Consider the following 16,642-nt stretch of genomic DNA (forward strand, 5'->3'; position numbering starts at 1 on the left):
TGAAATGGGAATACAATATAGCACAGCTTATTTTGAAAAATTGGATTTACTTGAAATTCTATATGCGGGGAAGGCAGCGTTAAAAGAAACGCTACCCACGCACAATGTCAGTAAAAATCATTTAGAACGCTTTGAACAAATAGAAGCGGCCATTGCTAAGCTAAATAAAGAAATTCGAATTCTTGAACTAAATATTATCCAGTCCGTAGATTCAAAATAAATTGAACAAAAAACTCATGCAAAAAATAATTGCATGAGTTTTTTGTATGGCTTCACTCGAATTTAAACTTCCCTTTTTTTCATATCAGAACTTAATCCTTCTGCTGAAACATCTTCTTCTATATAGGAACTACGTTTTACTACAGATAGAAGTAATACTAAAATACTTACAACAGCCATCCAGCATAATGTAACTGCTGCAGAGCTCCAAAGTTTTCCACTGAAGAAAAGAATCTCCTTTAATCCTTCAAACATAAAGCGGAATGGTAACCATGGATAAATCCAATCAGCGTAAAAACTAGGTAACATTTCTGGTGCAATTTGTAGAAGCGGTAAAACAAAGAACATTAAAAGCACGAAAATTGGTAAACTCGCAAATTGAATCCATGTAGTGATAGCTAGTATTAATAATATAAATGTTGCGCAAGTCAGTGATAAAAATAGAGCAACATGGTGAAAATCTGCAAACTCATAATCCAGCATCCAAGTGGAGTACCAAGTTAATAAATAGCCTCCAAATAAACCAATGATCATGGCAATCAATGCCTGAAATCCTCGGAATTTAAGTTGCTCCAATACAGAATTAAACTTGCGATTTCTACCCGTAAACCATAAAAGAATAGCACTGATTAAACTACTCATCCAAATAGGCTGGAAGAATGAAAGTGGTGCATTGCTTAATTTACCGGTTTCATGCACATTGACTATTTCACTTTGGATAGGCGTTGAATAAGTGCGTGCTTGATTAGCGTTTAACGGAATATTATTTTTTTCAGTAATAGCTAATAATTGGGCGCTGACATTGTCATTCATTTTTTCAACCATTGTAGATAAAGCTTGTGGAACCATAGTTGCAACGTTTGCATTTTTCCCTTGGTTTATATAAATTTTTAGCATTGCTGATGTAGGGGTTGGTGATTGGAATGAAGCGTACTTTTCAGAGAAATCTTTAGGGATATAAATAGCTCCATACAATTCTTGATTCGCTAATTTTTCTTTCATTTCTTGTTCATTTTTTATTACTACCCATTTAAACGGTGATTCCTTTGTTGCTTGTGAAATTTTTTGTATCATCTCGACAAAAGTTTGCCCCATGTTACCTTCATCCTCAAGAACAATACCGATTGGAAGATCTTTAGGTGATGAATGGGCACCAGGGATTTGTGTTGCTACAAAAATGAAGGATAATAAGAGTACAGCAACAAACGCTATACCGAAAAACTTATTTTCTTTCATGAAAATTCTCCTTTCAGATAATGTACATCGTGTTGATTATTTCTAAGTTTGATTATATACTCTAAAAAAATCACTTCCTATAATCAAAAGCAGCCAAAGTGTTCAATACTCAACATATAAATAAATGTGTTCATTAAAAGGGAGGAATGACTCCATGTCAAAAACAGATCGACGAATTATACGAACGAAAAATGAAATTAAACAAGCATTTTTCTCTTTGCTTTCTGAAAAGAACTTTGAAGCTATCACCGTTCGAGATATTACGGAGCGTGCCAATATTAATCGAGGAACTTTTTATCTACACTACGTGGATAAATACAATTTATTAGAACAGTACGAGAACGAAATTTTTGAAAAATTCAACGTCATTTTAGATGAAACTACAAATTTAGAGATGGATGTCAATCAGTTTTTAGATGAACGATTACCTGTAATGATCCGAATTTTACATGTGTTTTATGAAGAAGCTGATTTCTTAAAATTAATTTTAGGTCCAAATGGTGACCCTTTTTTTCATGAAAAAATGAGACAGTTTTTTGTGAGATATTTCAATGCTTATCTAGTAAATCGTATTGATAAAAGCAAATGGAGGTTTCCGATTGAATTAACATTAGCGTATAACTCAAATGCCCTATTAGGGGTTATTACGTACTGGTTGCAACACGATATGCAACAATCACCAGAGGAAATTGCTACAATGTTGGCTGAAACAATGATAAATGGACCTTTTGAAGCTAGTGGATTACGTTCAATTATTGAAAAAGATAGTGAGTAGGGGATAAATTTGTGAAGAAGTGCTGAAGAAGTATAGAAGGCTAGTAGTATGATGAATCTAAGTAACATTAAAAGCGAATGATATTTTCCATTGAGTTACAAAATTAGTTGTATGAAAAGTTAAATGGATAATCGTGTTATAATCGCGCTTAAAGAACTATTAATAATCATGGCGATGGGGGATCTTAAAATGAAAACAAAAAGAGTTGGCATTTTACTTTATGATTATGTAGATGTTTTAGATTTTACTGGCCCAGCAGAAGTACTAGCACTGACAACTAAGAATAAAGTCGAGGAAGCTCTTACTCTTTATAAAAAAGAATTATTACCTACGAAACCATTTGAAGTATTTACCATTTCGGAAACTGGGGAGCAAATTAAAACGCATTCAGGAATAAAAGTAGTACCTGACTTTAGTTTTGACAATAGTCCTGAATTAGATATTCTAATCATTCCAGGGGGACCTTTAAGAGCTGTGCAATCTATAATTAAAAACAATAAAATTCAAGAGTGGATTATCAAACATAAAAATAGTGAATACATATGCTCAGTTTGCACGGGTGCGTATATTTTAGGACATACTGGATTATTAAATGGCAAAAAAGCCACTACTCATCATTTAGCATTAAAAAATTTACAAGAAAAATACCCTGAGATTCAAGTAGTATCAGAAAGCAAAGTTATTCATGATAGTAACCTCATAACTTCTGGAGGTGTCTCATCAGGAATTAATATGGCTTTATATCTTGTTGAGCAAATTATGGGGAAATCTGTAGCGGAGCGAACAGCTAAAACTATTGAATTTGCACTTTAATATAACTGTGTCATCTAAACAAATGGCCAAGATTCACTTTTTAACTGTATCTCAATTGTTGCACTACAAACAATTTGGATACAGTTTATTTTTTTAAAAAGCAAAGTAAACACTCTCAAAATCATAACGGATACTTCTGTGATAAGAATAACTTATGAAAATTAATAATTAACATTGATTTCACTTATATACAAAATGGTTGTAAAATAATGTTAGCAAGAATATCCATAAAGATTGGCATAAAAAACAGAAAAGAGTGATGAAGATGGGCATTGATTTTCACAATAAAGACAATCAAACTACTTATACAACTCGACAAGCTGACCATTCGTGGATGGAAGCAATGAAAGAACTTGTCCCTATCATGAATACTTCTAAGGCTGCAGATATTGGCTGTGGCGGAGGCATTTACTCGAAAGCATTAGCAAATATGGGCGTACCTTCTGTAATAGGTGTGGATTTTTCACAGGCTATGCTCGTTGGGGCTAAAGAAAACTGTAAAGACTATCATACTATTACTTTCAAGCAAGGAAATGCATTGGCTACAGGCTTGGACAATGACAGCTTCCAGTTAGTACTGGAAAGAGCTTTAATTCATCATATCCGAGATTTAAAGGATTGTTTTCAAGAGGCATACAGAATTTTGGAGGATAAAGGGGTTTACATTATCCAAGACCGGACACCTGAAGATTGTTTATTAAAAGGTGATGACCACCATATTAGAGGCTATTTCTGTGAGCGTTTTCCAAAATTAAAGGAGCAAGAAATAAAACGCAGACATAGTAGTGAGCTAGTAGTTGAGACACTTAAGGCAATTGGGTTTAGCGAGATTAAAGAAGTAAAGCTATGGGAAACAAGAAATGTCTATGAACAGAAAGAGCAATTGTTAAAAGATTTACGGGAAAGAACAGGCAGAAGTATTTTGCACGAATTAGACGATGAAGAATTAAATGAATTAGTGAATTATATTGATAAGTCGATTTCAATTGAAGGTTCTATAGTTGAAAAGGACAGATGGACCATTTGGAAAGCTGTGAAATAATCAATTCTTTATAAAGTGTTGAGGGGAGTTATCCGTCGGTAGAGTGGTTCAATCCGTCAGTTAGGCATTTCTATCCCTCGATTCAATAAAAAGAAGCTCTCGTCGCTTTTCAAACGAGAGCTTTTAACTATTTATTTACCTACTAAAGCGAGAAGGTATTTATCTCGATCTGCTTCCTCCTGCATTTTATTATCGACCAGCATTGCACCGTTTCTCACATTTGTCATATCACGGTCAACTAAAAATTGAACATTCACTTTCGCGGCTTTATTATCGACAGGACATTCTCCTTTAAATTCTACAACGTCCTGCCTTTTTTGAGTTTCAAAATAAACCCAGTATGGATTTTGACAAGCGTTAGCAAAGCCCGATTCTATTGTTTTACTACTATTTTCGAATGAATAGTTTTTTACATATGTAATATATTCATTATCTGTAATGTCCTTTTGTGGACCGTAAAAATACCAGAACACCCCTAAAATTCCGATTGGCACAATCCACAGTATATTCCTTTTGCTTAATTTTCCCATATTGGAAGCCCCCTTTATAAAAATATTTTATCATCTTTATACTGATTTTTGCTAGTTTACTATAATATTTTCTAGTTTAGGATTTAATATTGTAGATAATGATTTTGGGGGAGATATGGATTTTTTCAGTTTCATCTGTGTTTTGTTGATGAATGGAAACTATGAGGCGTATGATGACGTCATGTATGAAAGGGTAAGCAAGTATTCAACTGGAAACAGCGCATATTTGAAAACTTTAATTTACTGAGAAATTAAAAGCAAGGAGATTTAAAAATGAATTATGAAGTATTTCAATGGATTAATGATTTAGCTGGTCGCTATCCTTTACTAGATAAAGGGATGATTTTCATCACTGATAGCGTTCCTTATGTCGTAATCGTATTTATGTTATTTTTATGGTTTACAGCAAACAAAGAAAAAAGGACAGAAAAACAATATACTGCTTTTTACATTGTCTTTACATGTTTACTTGGATTGGGTTTAAACGCACTCATTCACTTTGTCAACTATCATCCACGACCATTCATAACGTATAATGTTCATCAGTTAGTACCACATGCTGACGATTCTTCATTTGTAAGTGATCATTCAGTATTAGTATTCTCTTTAGCATGTACGTTGCTATTACGAAAAGACTCGTGGAAGTATCCTGTATTAGTATGGGCTATCCTAGTAGGGATTTCACGTATCTTCGTCGGAGTACATTATCCAGCCGACGTGATTGGAGGAGCCCTTCTGTCATTTGGGGCAAGCTTTGTCATTATCAAGTTCTCCAAAATATTGGAGCCGGTTGTACAAGTTCTGTTCAATATCTATAACAAACTAACGAAACATATCCCTTTTTTAGCGAAGTTCGGCCATAAAGATCTGAGTCATGGGAATAAATAATGCAAAGATGAAGAGTCGCATTTTAATGCGGCTCTTTATTTTGTTAACAAAAGAATAAATATAAAATCATATGTATCAATAAATAAAGGTTTTAATTTCAATGCGAATTGGCACTATCATACATTCTGCAATTTGTAGGACAGTTCTTCCTTTTTCATTAAATATGATCCGCTACTATGGCTCTGTTAAATGAAACTATTGATATTTGAAACCTACCTGAAATCTTAGTATAATTAGTCGGAATATTGGTACTTTTAGGTTTGTAGAGGGAGGGTTGCTTAAGTATGAGGTGGAAGACATTAAAATCAGAGTTTTTATATAAGAGTGAATTTGGTAATTTAAGAAAAGATAGATGTCAACTTCCTAATGGCTTAGTCATTGAAAATTACCATGTAAATGAATACAGTGATTGGGTTAATGCGGTAGTTATTACAAAAGATAAAAAGCTTGTTTTAGTTAAACAATACAGATATGCAGCTAACGGAATTTTTCTAGAGATACCTTCAGGCAAAATAGAAGAATGGGAGACTAATCAAGAAGGAATTCTGAGAGAAGTTAAAGAGGAAACTGGATATATTTCTAAAATAAAACCGATTTTATTAGGAGAATATTTCGTGAATCCCGCTACACAGAATAATAAAGTTATAACGTATCTTATCTTAGATGCATATAAGGCATATGAGCAAGATTTAGATGATACTGAAAATATTGAAGTTAATTTAATTGGTTTTGATAGTTTTGAAAGCTTGTTTAAAAACAAGAAAATTCTAACTCAAATGTTTTCAATAAGTGCTTACTACATGGCTAAAGACTATATGCGAACAAATAGACTTATTAAATATTGATATGGTTCCCCTATGGTAGACAGAAAAGAAAGTAAATTAATCTGTCTATTATATGGGATTGTTTATGGCACATTTTGAACAGGAACTCAAGGACTATATTCACTATTACAATCACAAACGAATGAAGAGAAAATTAAAAGACCTAAGCCCGGTGGTTACCTCTCAGGTCTTAGAAGATGCTTAACTAAATATGTCTAACTTTATTGGGTCAGATTATATTTTTACCAGTTTTTTAAAAGTCTCAAAATCTAACTTTTAATTGGTACCCATAATTCAACTTCGCATTCATTGGATTTCCATTCAAAAGTACTTCAAGAATTTCTTTTTCGCTATATTTCGATACATTGTATTTATTTGTAAAAATCTCATTTTCAAGTTTATCAAATAAGAGCCTTGAAATTCCATCATTTGTAGTAAGTACTACATAAGATTGTGAAGATATTTCTAAGTGAAGGGATTTTTTTATTTGTGCAATTGTACATAAAAAATATTGCACTTTTATTTTAATAACTTAACTTTCGAACTCAAAAAAAATGTATCTGGTACTAACTTAAAAGATCAGATGCAATTTTTTTATTAGTGTTCTTCTTGAGCCAACATGTGCAATTATTGAAGATACAATGAACTGTTCCGGAAGTTGTAGCTTTAGAAGGGGATACCGCCAACATTTAAAGATTTTAGTAAGTGATATTTTAAATTGTTTAAAGTAAAATAGTAGTAAGGTATTTCATAATAAACTCAACTAATCTGATTAGTTGAGTTTTATGTTTATATATTAAAAAGTTACTAAAATATTTTAAAGAAGATGTGATGATTAATGGGGAAAATCGCCATTTTGGCAGAGAAACCATCTCAAGCAAGAGCTTATGCTGATGCATTTAAAATTAAACAAAAAGAGAAAATATTTATTGAATTGGAACCTTGTTCTACTTTTCCTGAAGGTGCAGTAATTACCTGGGCAGTTGGTCATCTTGTTGAATTAAAGGAACCAAAAGAATATCAAAAGGAATGGGAGAAATGGTCGCTTGGATCATTACCTATCATTCCACAAAAATTTGAAGATAAAGTTGTCTCTAAAATGTATTCACAATTTAATGCAGTAAAAAAAATCTTTAGTGATCCGCAAGTAACAATGATTTATAACTGCTGTGATAGTGAACGTGAAGGTTCAAATATCTTCTACTCACTTTTAAAAATGACAAAAGTAAATAAGCCTGTTAAACGATTATGGATCAATTCATTAGAAGTTGAGGAAATTCGAAAAGGTTTTAATAATATGCAAAGTAATGAGCGTGATCTGCTCATGTACCAAGAAGCAAAAACACGTCAAATTAGCGATTGGTTAGTAGGCATGAACTGTAGTCGCCTATATACGCTACTTTTACAAAAAAAAGGCTTTAAGGGTAGTATCTCCATCGGACGTGTGCAATCGCCAACCGTATATTTAATTTATAAAAGACAACAGGAAATTGAACATTTTAAGCCTGAAAATTTTTATGAAATTGAAGGGATCTTTAAAGCACAAAATGGTGTATATAAAGGGAAGGCAAAGTTAAAAACAAAAGAGCGTGCAGAGGCTGTGCAATTATTGCAACAACATGGGGTTGAACCGATGGATACAGGTCTAATTACGAGTGTAACGAACAAAACGAAGCGTATTGCACCACCCAAACTACATGCGTTATCAACATTACAAGCCAACGCCAATAAACGTTGGAAATACAGCCCGTCGCATGTGTTGAAACTTACGCAATCACTTTATGAGAAAAAGCTCGTTTCTTACCCACGTACCGATTCACACCTCATTACACATAATGAGTTTGCCTATTTAAATGAATCATTGGCAAAATATCAGCAGCTCGTTGGAAAGCCATTTAATGCGATTAATCGCGGGAATAACAAACGCTATGTCGACAGTGCCAACGTTGGGGAGCACTATGCTATTATTCCAACGAAAAAAGTGCCAACAGAAAAAGCGTTACAATCAATGAATGCTGATGAAAGAAATATTTATTTCGAAATAGTCAATACGACACTCGCCATGTTTCACCAAGATTATGAATACGATGAAAAAACGATTATAACGAATGTCAAAAATTTAGAGTTTAAAACGGTAGGGAAAACAGAACTTGTAAAAGGTTGGAAAGAATTGTTTTTAAGTGAAAAAGGGATGCAAGAGCGTGAGGAATCGTTACCTGTTGTTTTCCAAGATGAAATGGTACAAAGTAAGGTTTCTATTCTAGAAGGCACAACTACGCCTCCTAAGCCTTATACAGAAGGGCAACTCATTACGATGATGAAAACATGTGGTAAATCAGTTGAGGATGAAGAAGAAATCGAGGTGCTGAAATCGATTGAAGGTATTGGTACAGAAGCAACTCGAAGTGGCATTATAGAGACCATTAAAAAGCATGGATTTATTGAAGTACGAAAAAACATAGTGAGCGTTTTGCCGAAAGGGGAGCTTTTATGTCGGGCTATCGAAGGGACATTACTTTCAAGTCCATCTATGACTGCAAAATGGGAAATTTACTTAAATAAAATTGGTCGTGGAGAAGGCTCTGCAAAACATTTTATTGAAAGCATAGGCAAGTTTATTACTCAATTAATAGCGGAGGTACCTAAACAATTAGAGTCACTTTCAATTGAAGCTGAGCAGTTTAAACCAGCTGCTGTGAAAGATATTGTGCCATGTCCGACATGCAAAGTAGGAAAAATAGGTTTGCGTAAAAGTTTTTACGGTTGTTCGAATTATAAAAATGGTTGTAAGCAAACGTTCCCAGAAAGGTTACTAGGAAAAAAACTAACTGAAAAGAACATTAATGATTTATGTAAGATTGGTAAAACAGCTGTGGTTAAAGGGTTTAAGTCAAAGAATGGTAAACAATTTAATGCGTCACTTCGTTTGGTAGAAGGAAAAATTGAATTTGAGTTTAATGAAAAGTAATTGCGGATGAGATTTTTTTCACCGTCAATGCCGTTCAGACGATTAAAAATAGTGAAGATGTGACACTCAGCAAAGTAACACGAGCGAAGAAGAAATTTGAAGTAGTAGGGAAATGCCCATTATGTGGTCATAGCGTGATCGAAGGACAAAAAGGCTTCGGCTGCAGTAACTGGGAAAAGGGCTGTAAATTTGTCATCTGGAAAAACGATGAATTTTTAGCCGCGAAGAAGAAGAAGCCTACCAAAACAATGGTTAAGAAATTGCTAGCCGATGGAACGGTATTGGTAAAAGGCTTAACAAGTAAAAAAGGTTCTAAATTCGATGCTCAATTAAAATATGAAAAAAATACTGACAACGAATATTTTAGTTGGAAGATGGAATTTGAAAAAAAGGATTAAAATTAAGCATTTATGAATCTTGTTGAATTAATTCTCACTACCCTAAACAATTATTTTATGAAATGAAGGTTATCTCAACCTAATGACTTCCAAGTAGAAAAGAAAATCCTTTGTATTTTTATAATTTCCATTTATAAAAATAGATAACCAAAATAGAATGAAAGATTTGTTAGTAGATCATGTAGAGTGTTGCCCTCACTGATATTGAATATCGAGACTAATAGCGTACTATGAGGAATTTGTATAGTAAGGTAAGATAAATTATTGTCTAAATTTATTTTATTTTTCCAATAGTAATTAATGTTTAACAGTTCTATTTTCTGGCTATTAATCTCTCGTTTATTACTATTTTTACTTTAATGTAATATATAATGTAATTGCTATCTGGAAAATATTCTGATATTGTTCCTCTTATAACTTAATAATTTTTGTTGGTGCGAATGACATTGTTCGTTTGCTTAAAAGGGAAATCGGTGCAAATCCGATGCTGTCCCGCAACTGTAATGGAGAGTCTATACAATATGTCACTGTAGCGAGCTATGGGAAGGCGTATAGATGATGAACCTAAGCCAGGAGACCTGCCAATAAAAGCAACAAACTTACATAGAACCACGAGGATGGTTGTAGTGACTGGGAAGAGACGCCCTTTATTTAACTATGACATCCTCTTGTAGACAAGGGGATTTTTTTATGCCCTTTGCTTTAAGAGAGGAGAGCGTTTTGAAGAATCCAACAACTAGAAAAATCAACCTACTCTTATTAGTGTTGACTGGTGTCGTTCTAATATCCTTGACGTTAGCGATAATGGTAGGCTCTGTGTCTATAACACCTAGTATTGTATGGCGCATTATTTTATCGCATATCCCGTTCAATCCACTTGGCATTACAGAAGATTGGAGTCGTTCGCAGGAAATCATCATCTGGCAAATTCGTACTCCCCGCGTAGTACTTGCCATAATAGTCGGAGCGGGTCTTGCAATTTCGGGAGCTGCTATTCAAGCTTTAGTTCGCAACTCAATCGCAGACCCCTATATTTTAGGTGTATCTTCCGGTGCATCTGTCGGGGCGACGTCTGTTATTTTACTGGGCGCTTTTTCATTTTTAGGTATGTATGCGCTATCACTTGCGGCTTTTATAGGTGCGACGATTGCAGTACTAATCGTGTTTTTCTTAGCACGAGTTGAGGGGCGAATTTCAGTTATTCGATTATTATTAGCCGGAATTGCCGTGTCACTAGTTTTGTCAGCAATGACGAATTTTATGCTGATGATGGCGAAAGAAGAGGGCGGTATAAAGGCAGTGATGTATTGGATGATGGGAAGTCTGGCTGGAGCGAAATGGGTAAATTTAATGATTCCGTTCGTTGTTTTAACGGTCGTCTACGTAATTTTACGTCTTCATGCACGTCATTTGAATTTACTTTTACTAGGCGAAGAATCTGCTGTTACGCTGGGGATTAATTTAGAGAAATTTCGATTGCTACTAATTCTATTAATTTCCCTATTAACAGGTGTCCTTGTTGCTGTAAGTGGTGCAATTGGCTTTATAGGACTGATTATTCCACATATCGTACGCATGATTGTCGGCTCAAATTATAAGTTTGTACTGCCAGTCAGTGCATTAATTGGTGCGATATTTTTAATATGGGCTGATGCAGCTGCGCGTATTGTGATTGCACCTGAGGAAATGCCGATTGGAATTATTACTGCTTTATGCGGATGCCCATTTTTTATATGGATGTTGCGTAAGCAAATGTATTCTTTCGGGGAGGAAAATTAGATGGTATACGTAGCAAAGAACCTTACTTTTGCCGTGCAGCAGGTGAAAATATTAAACAATGTTTCTGTACATATTCAAGAACGCGAGTTTGTGGGCATAATTGGACCTAATGGCAGTGGGAAATCGACCCTATTAAAAAATATGTATCGTATGCTACAACCTCAAGAGGGAGAAGTATTTTTATTTAATGAAAATATTTACAAGCAATCTTCAAAGGAGATAGCAAAGCAACTAGCCGTCGTAGGGCAGGAAACACCAGTGCTTTTTGAGTTTACTGTTAAGGATCTTGTTGCAATGGGACGTACACCGCATAAAAGGCTTATGGAAGTGGATACAAAAGAAGATCTAGCTATTGTCGAGGAATCGATGCAGCAAGCAGGCGTACTGCATTTAAGTGAACGTACTTTTAGTTCATTATCTGGTGGTGAGAAAAAACGAGTCGTTGTTGCAAGGGCTTTGGCGCAACAGGCTAAGGTTATGGCATTAGATGAGCCAACGAATCATTTAGATATTCAGCATCAACTCCAGCTTATGGATTTAATACAGAGCTTGCCGATTACGGTCATTGTAGCCTTGCATGATTTAAATATTGCAGCAACTTATTGCGATAAAATTTATGTTTTAAAGGACGGAGAAATTGCGGCGTATGGAACTCCGTTTGATGTATTAACACCCTCATTGCTACAAAAGGTGTTTGGTGTACATGCAGAAGTTAATGTACATCCTGTCACGAAAAAGCCGCATATTTATTATATATCTGAGCAATTTTTATAGTTAGTTTAAGAGACTTAGATTTCTTTCAATATATTTTTTAGAAAAAAGGAGAAGTAGACATGAAGACATTAAAAAGCGTATGGCTTGTTCTTGCAATCGCAATGCTAAGTATTTTAGCGGCTTGTGGTAACGAGGAAAAACAGGATTCAGCATCGCAAAGTGAACAAGTAGAACCAGCAAAAGCAGGAGCAACGGAAGTAACGATTGACAATAACGATACGACACAAGTCTATTCGCAAGCACCTAAAAAAGCAATTAGCTTAAATCAGCATGTGACAGAGATTATGCTAGCGTTAGGCTTAGAGGATTCAATGGTCGGAACAGCATATTTAGATGATGCAATTTATCCACCGTTACAGGCAGCTTATGATAAAGTTCCGGTACTAGCTGAGCAATACCCAACAAAGGAACAAGTGATTGATGCAGGAGCAGATTTTTTATATGCAGGCTGGAAAAGCGGGTTTAGTGAGAAGGGTGTTGGAACACCAGAAGAACTAGAAGCACTTGGCATCCACACTTATTTACATACATCTTCAAGCATTAAAAATCCTAAGTTAGAGGATATTTTCGGCGATATTCGTAACATCGCCAAGATATTCCATGTGGAAGAGCGTGGAGAAAAGTTAATTGAGCAAATGACAAAAGATGTAGAGGATATTCGTACGAAGCTTCCGCAAGAGGAGGGGAATTTACGTATTCTTGTATTTGATAGTGGTGAGAAAGAAGTTTTCACTGCTGCCCAAAACTTCATGAATGAACTTGTGACAGTAGCAGGTGGAAAAAATATTTTTGGGGATGTTGAGTCTGGCTGGACAACCGTTTCAAAAGAAGATGTAGTTGAGCGCAACCCGGAAGTTATCGTTGTAATTGACTATGGTTCAACTACTGCTGAAGAAAAAATTAATTTCCTAAAAAATGATCCGGCACTAAAAGAAACGGAAGCGGTATTAAACAAACGTTTCGTTATTTTACCACTATCAGCAGCGTCTGAAGGTGTTCGTGCGGCTGAAGCAATACAAATTTTGGCACAAGGATTTTATCCAGAAAGCTTTCAATAAAGAAGAGGAGCTAGCCATGTGCTAGCTTTTTTTATAGGAGGAGGGTAAAAATGACTATAAATGCTTTTAGCCATAATATTCCTGAAAAAACATTTGCTAAGTTAAACATAGAAGGTGAATTTACGCGTCTTGCTGTGAGTCCTGGCATTATCAACAAACATTATACACCAGCACAATTTCAAACAATCGCAGAGGTAGTCGGAGTGAGTGGCGCTATTAAATATTCTGCATCCTACAGTATACTACTATCTGTACCGACAATAGAATTAACGACTGCCAAAAGGAAGTTGGAAAAGGCGGGCTTATATATTGCAAAGCAAGGACAGATTGTAACTATGAAGGCTTGTGATTTTTGTGATGGCGATAAAATGGAGGCAGCACAGATTACAGAGGAGCTGTATCAGCAGCTTGAAGGCTTGGAAGTACCAAGCAGGATTCGCATTAATATGAATGGCTGTGCATCAGCTTGCTATAATGCCGTATATGATGATATTGGGCTTGTATATCAGAAAGATAGCTTTGATGTGTATTTAGGGGCTGTTCCGATGGGTAAAAACGCACAGGCAGGGGAGCTTTTTGTGAAGAAAGTGTCTGTACAGCATATCGAAAATCTTTTACAGGAAATAATTAGGGTCTATAAAGAACTTGCTCGCCAAAAAGAACCATTTTATAAGTTTTACAAGAGAACAAAAGCAGCAGACTACTGGCAAACGATAAAAAATTACCCAGGTAGAGTGATTGTAGATTGATTTACAACTAAAATTGTAGAAGGAGATATGTGATGACTACTATTAGAGAAATTGGAAGCTTATGTGTTACTGATAGAGATGGTTACATTATTAACCATTCAGACTGGAATAAAATCAACCCAATTTTTCTTCCTGTGATATACGATGTGGTTAATACGTATTCCACTCATCTTCAAGATGACTTACATAGTGTATACATAAGAGGATCTATTCCAAAAGGGATAGGTATTGAAGGCGTAGCTGACTTAGACACAATAGCGGTTACAAAACAAAACCCTAATAAACTGCAGTTAAAGCGGATAAAAGAAGTGGAACAAGAATTAAATCAAAAACATACTTGTGTAGATGGTATTGAACTAAGTTTTTACGGCATAGAAGATATTTTAAATTCGTCATCTTTTTCAATAATTAGTTTCATACTTAAAACCCATGGAATATGTGTGTTTGGAGAAGATTTGATACCTCAATTACCAAGATATAAAGCTGACGAAGCTTTAGCAAATGACCACCTTATTCATTTGCAAGGTCAAATTAAAAATGCCTGTGATGATCTTCAAGATAATTCTGATATAGAGGATATTAAAGATTGTTGCAAGTGGATTATGAAAATTATTGTAAGAGCAGGACTTGGACTTGTCATAACTAAAGCAAACACATATACAAGGGATTTATATCCTGCTTATAAATTGTTTTCGGAATATTTCCCTGAAAAGGAAAGGGACATGAAAAAAGCACTTGAATATGCCATAACACCCATAATAGATACAAACTTATTGTTATCGTTTTTAAATGAATTTGGAACGTGGATGGTTAGTGAAGCTGAAAAATGGCTAAAATCCTATAACCCTAATAGAGAATTAAACATGAAAATATAATCTAATTAATAACTTGCGAAATTCGAATTTGGAATTAGCTTTGTTTTAGCCTATATTATTACGTTATAACAGACGGAATTGATTCCACATACAGAAAAAGGTAATCCTATCTTAGTCATGTCTAATATGGGATTACCTTTTATTTTGAAGCATTTTTAGATTTTAGGTCAATCGTATACTGCAAATAAAGTTTGATCATTTTCTATTTATGTTGCTCTACAATTGCGCCCAATCATATATTATTATTTATTGATTTGTCTTTAAATTCTTTCCAATATACTGGACAATCTTGCGAAGTTCAGTAGATGATGGGCGTCCAAATGGACTTGTTTGTTTTTGTTGATAAAGTAGTTGTCCATTTTCATCAACTAGGAAATAAGCTGGCTCTCCATGCGTACCATGATCCTCATAGGGTGCTTCTTCTCCGTGATAAAACACATCATATGCTTTTAATGTTTTTAACTCTTCATCTGCTAAGACGGTAAAGGTAAGATTGTGCTCATCAACCATTTTCTTTAAATTTTCCAATTGATCCGTTGAGATTGTAATTAGATGTACATTCTTGTCTTCAAAATAACTTTTGTTTTCTTCAAGCTCTTTTAAGTCATGAAGACAAACAGGGCACCATGATCCTCTGAAAAAGATAATGAGATGCCAACTTTTATGCTGGTTTTGATGAGATACAAAAGAGAATTCTTCGCCGTTGACTGCTGGAAGAGTAAAATTGGGTACTTTGTCACCCAAATTAAATGTAGACATACTTATCCTCCTGAAAATTGTAAATTCTTATTGAGCTCTAGTACGGATTTGGAACTCCTTTATATTCTTTCCTTTTCTAAATTAGATATGTAAAATTTAAGGCCTAACTAAACTGCACAAAAACCGTTTCTTCCAACAAATTCCGAGCTGTAATTTTTTTCGTATTCAGGCTTAGAAAAGTGAAATGAACATTATTATTTGTCATTTCTTAGCATACTTTATTTCAAAGCAACACCACTTATTTTCATAACTAAAAAGTGGTTTTGCTTTTTTGTTGAATTTTTTGCAGTCAATATGGCAAACTGAATACGGAGATAAATCTGAACATGATCCATCTTTCACCTAATGGCATAAGCGTCTTACGAATAAATTGTTAAGTACGCCATGCTACATATGGGGGACACTATAACTTGTTTTATATACTAAAGTTAGCAGGCTAACAGTTCGGAGGTAGAAAATTGAGCAAAAGGAGATCAGTTGGGTTAGAGTTGCGTACATTGTCACTCTTAATGAGAAGACAATTGGATCAAACTATATGTACTATGCAAACGGAAAGAGATAACCTTACTGCCATGCATGGTTGGACGATTGGTTATCTTTACAAAAATCAAGATACAGATGTGTTTCAAAAAGATTTTGAACGAGAATTTTCTATTCGCAAATCAACAGCGTCTAGAATACTGAAATCTATGGAAAGTAATGGATTGATTACTAGGCAAACTGTTCCTTATGATTCAAGACTCAAAAAAATTGTCTTAACAGAAGATGCGTTGAAAATACATGATAGTATCATGACACGTAGAGTAATGCTTGAACAACAATTACTAACAGGTATCCCGGAAGAGAAACTTGAAGTTTTTTTTGAAGTGATGGATGCTATGAAAGAGAATATTGAATCTTGAAGAAGATGCTATTTTTGAATTTTTATCACTATATAGTTAGCATGCTAACTAAA

The 16,642-nt window shown here is 34.6% G+C and carries 16 protein-coding genes, 2 pseudogenes and 1 riboswitch; of the genes and pseudogenes, 15 read left to right on the forward strand and 3 right to left on the reverse strand.

The features are described 5' to 3' along the window. Nucleotides 1–4: 4 nt before the first annotated feature. The gene (locus ACIQ7T_RS21685) at nucleotides 5–220 is read left to right on the forward strand and encodes a hypothetical protein (RefSeq protein ID WP_402873425.1); all 216 of its coding nucleotides are present in this window, start codon (nucleotides 5–7) and stop codon (nucleotides 218–220) included. Nucleotides 221–282: 62 nt separating this feature from the next. On the opposite strand, the gene ACIQ7T_RS21690 is transcribed toward ACIQ7T_RS21685, so the two are convergent. Further along, nucleotides 283–1,455 (reverse strand): YhgE/Pip domain-containing protein, encoded by a 1,173-nt coding sequence (locus tag ACIQ7T_RS21690; protein ID WP_402873428.1) that lies wholly within the window; start codon nucleotides 1,453–1,455, stop codon nucleotides 283–285. Between the two features lie 154 nt (nucleotides 1,456–1,609). On the opposite strand from ACIQ7T_RS21690, the gene ACIQ7T_RS21695 reads away from it, so the two are divergent. From ACIQ7T_RS21695 to ACIQ7T_RS21705, 3 genes are all read left to right on the forward strand, one after another. Further along, nucleotides 1,610–2,230 (forward strand): TetR/AcrR family transcriptional regulator, encoded by a 621-nt coding sequence (locus ACIQ7T_RS21695; RefSeq protein WP_402873431.1) that lies wholly within the window; start codon nucleotides 1,610–1,612, stop codon nucleotides 2,228–2,230. A 189-nt stretch (nucleotides 2,231–2,419) separates the two neighbouring features. Next, complete coding sequence (locus ACIQ7T_RS21700; RefSeq protein WP_370083338.1) at nucleotides 2,420–3,043, forward strand: DJ-1/PfpI family protein; 624 nt, start codon at nucleotides 2,420–2,422, stop codon at nucleotides 3,041–3,043. A gap of 265 nt (nucleotides 3,044–3,308) precedes the next feature. Then, a complete protein-coding gene (locus ACIQ7T_RS21705; protein ID WP_402873434.1) occupies nucleotides 3,309–4,085 on the forward strand; it encodes a class I SAM-dependent methyltransferase in 777 nt (258 codons plus the stop codon). 131 nt (nucleotides 4,086–4,216) lie between these two features. On the opposite strand, the gene ACIQ7T_RS21710 is transcribed toward ACIQ7T_RS21705, so the two are convergent. Then, a complete protein-coding gene (locus tag ACIQ7T_RS21710; RefSeq protein ID WP_402873437.1) occupies nucleotides 4,217–4,615 on the reverse strand; it encodes a glucosamine 6-phosphate synthetase in 399 nt (132 codons plus the stop codon). A gap of 273 nt (nucleotides 4,616–4,888) precedes the next feature. Between ACIQ7T_RS21710 and ACIQ7T_RS21715 the strand changes: the two genes are divergently transcribed. The 10 genes and pseudogenes from ACIQ7T_RS21715 (at nucleotide 4,889) to ACIQ7T_RS21760 (ending at nucleotide 14,928) form a co-directional block, all read left to right on the forward strand. Continuing rightward, a complete protein-coding gene (locus ACIQ7T_RS21715; protein ID WP_370083332.1) occupies nucleotides 4,889–5,503 on the forward strand; it encodes an undecaprenyl-diphosphatase in 615 nt (204 codons plus the stop codon). A gap of 284 nt (nucleotides 5,504–5,787) precedes the next feature. Further along, nucleotides 5,788–6,348 (forward strand): NUDIX hydrolase, encoded by a 561-nt coding sequence (locus ACIQ7T_RS21720; protein ID WP_370083330.1) that lies wholly within the window; start codon nucleotides 5,788–5,790, stop codon nucleotides 6,346–6,348. A gap of 64 nt (nucleotides 6,349–6,412) precedes the next feature. After that, nucleotides 6,413–6,532, forward strand: a pseudogene (locus ACIQ7T_RS21725) (IS3 family transposase); the annotation flags it as partial. Nucleotides 6,533–7,165: 633 nt separating this feature from the next. After that, on the forward strand, nucleotides 7,166–9,295 hold the full coding sequence (locus ACIQ7T_RS21730) for a type IA DNA topoisomerase (protein WP_402873441.1): 2,130 nt from the start codon (nucleotides 7,166–7,168) through the stop codon (nucleotides 9,293–9,295). 17 nt (nucleotides 9,296–9,312) lie between these two features. Next, nucleotides 9,313–9,693, forward strand: a pseudogene (locus ACIQ7T_RS21735) (topoisomerase C-terminal repeat-containing protein); the annotation flags it as partial. Nucleotides 9,694–10,108: 415 nt separating this feature from the next. Further along, nucleotides 10,109–10,293, forward strand: a riboswitch (cobalamin riboswitch). Between the two features lie 120 nt (nucleotides 10,294–10,413). Further along, nucleotides 10,414–11,472, forward strand: a complete 1,059-nt coding sequence (locus tag ACIQ7T_RS21740) for a FecCD family ABC transporter permease (RefSeq protein WP_370083326.1) — start codon at nucleotides 10,414–10,416, stop codon at nucleotides 11,470–11,472. Then, nucleotides 11,473–12,246: an ABC transporter ATP-binding protein gene (locus ACIQ7T_RS21745; RefSeq protein WP_370083324.1), complete on the forward strand. Its 774-nt coding sequence runs from the start codon at nucleotides 11,473–11,475 to the stop codon at nucleotides 12,244–12,246. Nucleotides 12,247–12,305: 59 nt separating this feature from the next. Further along, nucleotides 12,306–13,304, forward strand: a complete 999-nt coding sequence (locus ACIQ7T_RS21750; protein ID WP_370083322.1) for an ABC transporter substrate-binding protein — start codon at nucleotides 12,306–12,308, stop codon at nucleotides 13,302–13,304. A gap of 50 nt (nucleotides 13,305–13,354) precedes the next feature. Further along, nucleotides 13,355–14,053, forward strand: coding sequence for a precorrin-3B methylase (locus ACIQ7T_RS21755; RefSeq protein WP_370083320.1), 699 nt, complete (start codon nucleotides 13,355–13,357; stop codon nucleotides 14,051–14,053). A 32-nt stretch (nucleotides 14,054–14,085) separates the two neighbouring features. Further along, on the forward strand, nucleotides 14,086–14,928 hold the full coding sequence (locus ACIQ7T_RS21760; RefSeq protein ID WP_370083318.1) for a nucleotidyltransferase: 843 nt from the start codon (nucleotides 14,086–14,088) through the stop codon (nucleotides 14,926–14,928). A 246-nt stretch (nucleotides 14,929–15,174) separates the two neighbouring features. Here ACIQ7T_RS21760 and ACIQ7T_RS21765 read toward each other — a convergent pair whose 3' ends face one another. Further along, a complete protein-coding gene (locus ACIQ7T_RS21765; RefSeq protein WP_402873447.1) occupies nucleotides 15,175–15,687 on the reverse strand; it encodes a peroxiredoxin family protein in 513 nt (170 codons plus the stop codon). 458 nt (nucleotides 15,688–16,145) lie between these two features. Here ACIQ7T_RS21765 and ACIQ7T_RS21770 point away from each other — a divergent pair, with 458 nt between their 5' ends. Further along, nucleotides 16,146–16,589, forward strand: a complete 444-nt coding sequence (locus tag ACIQ7T_RS21770; RefSeq protein ID WP_402873450.1) for a MarR family winged helix-turn-helix transcriptional regulator — start codon at nucleotides 16,146–16,148, stop codon at nucleotides 16,587–16,589. Nucleotides 16,590–16,642: the final 53 nt, after the last annotated feature.

The sequence above is a fragment of the Lysinibacillus sp. NPDC096212 genome, assembly GCF_044763105.1.
Taxonomy (GTDB): Bacteria; Bacillota; Bacilli; order Bacillales_A; family Planococcaceae; genus Lysinibacillus.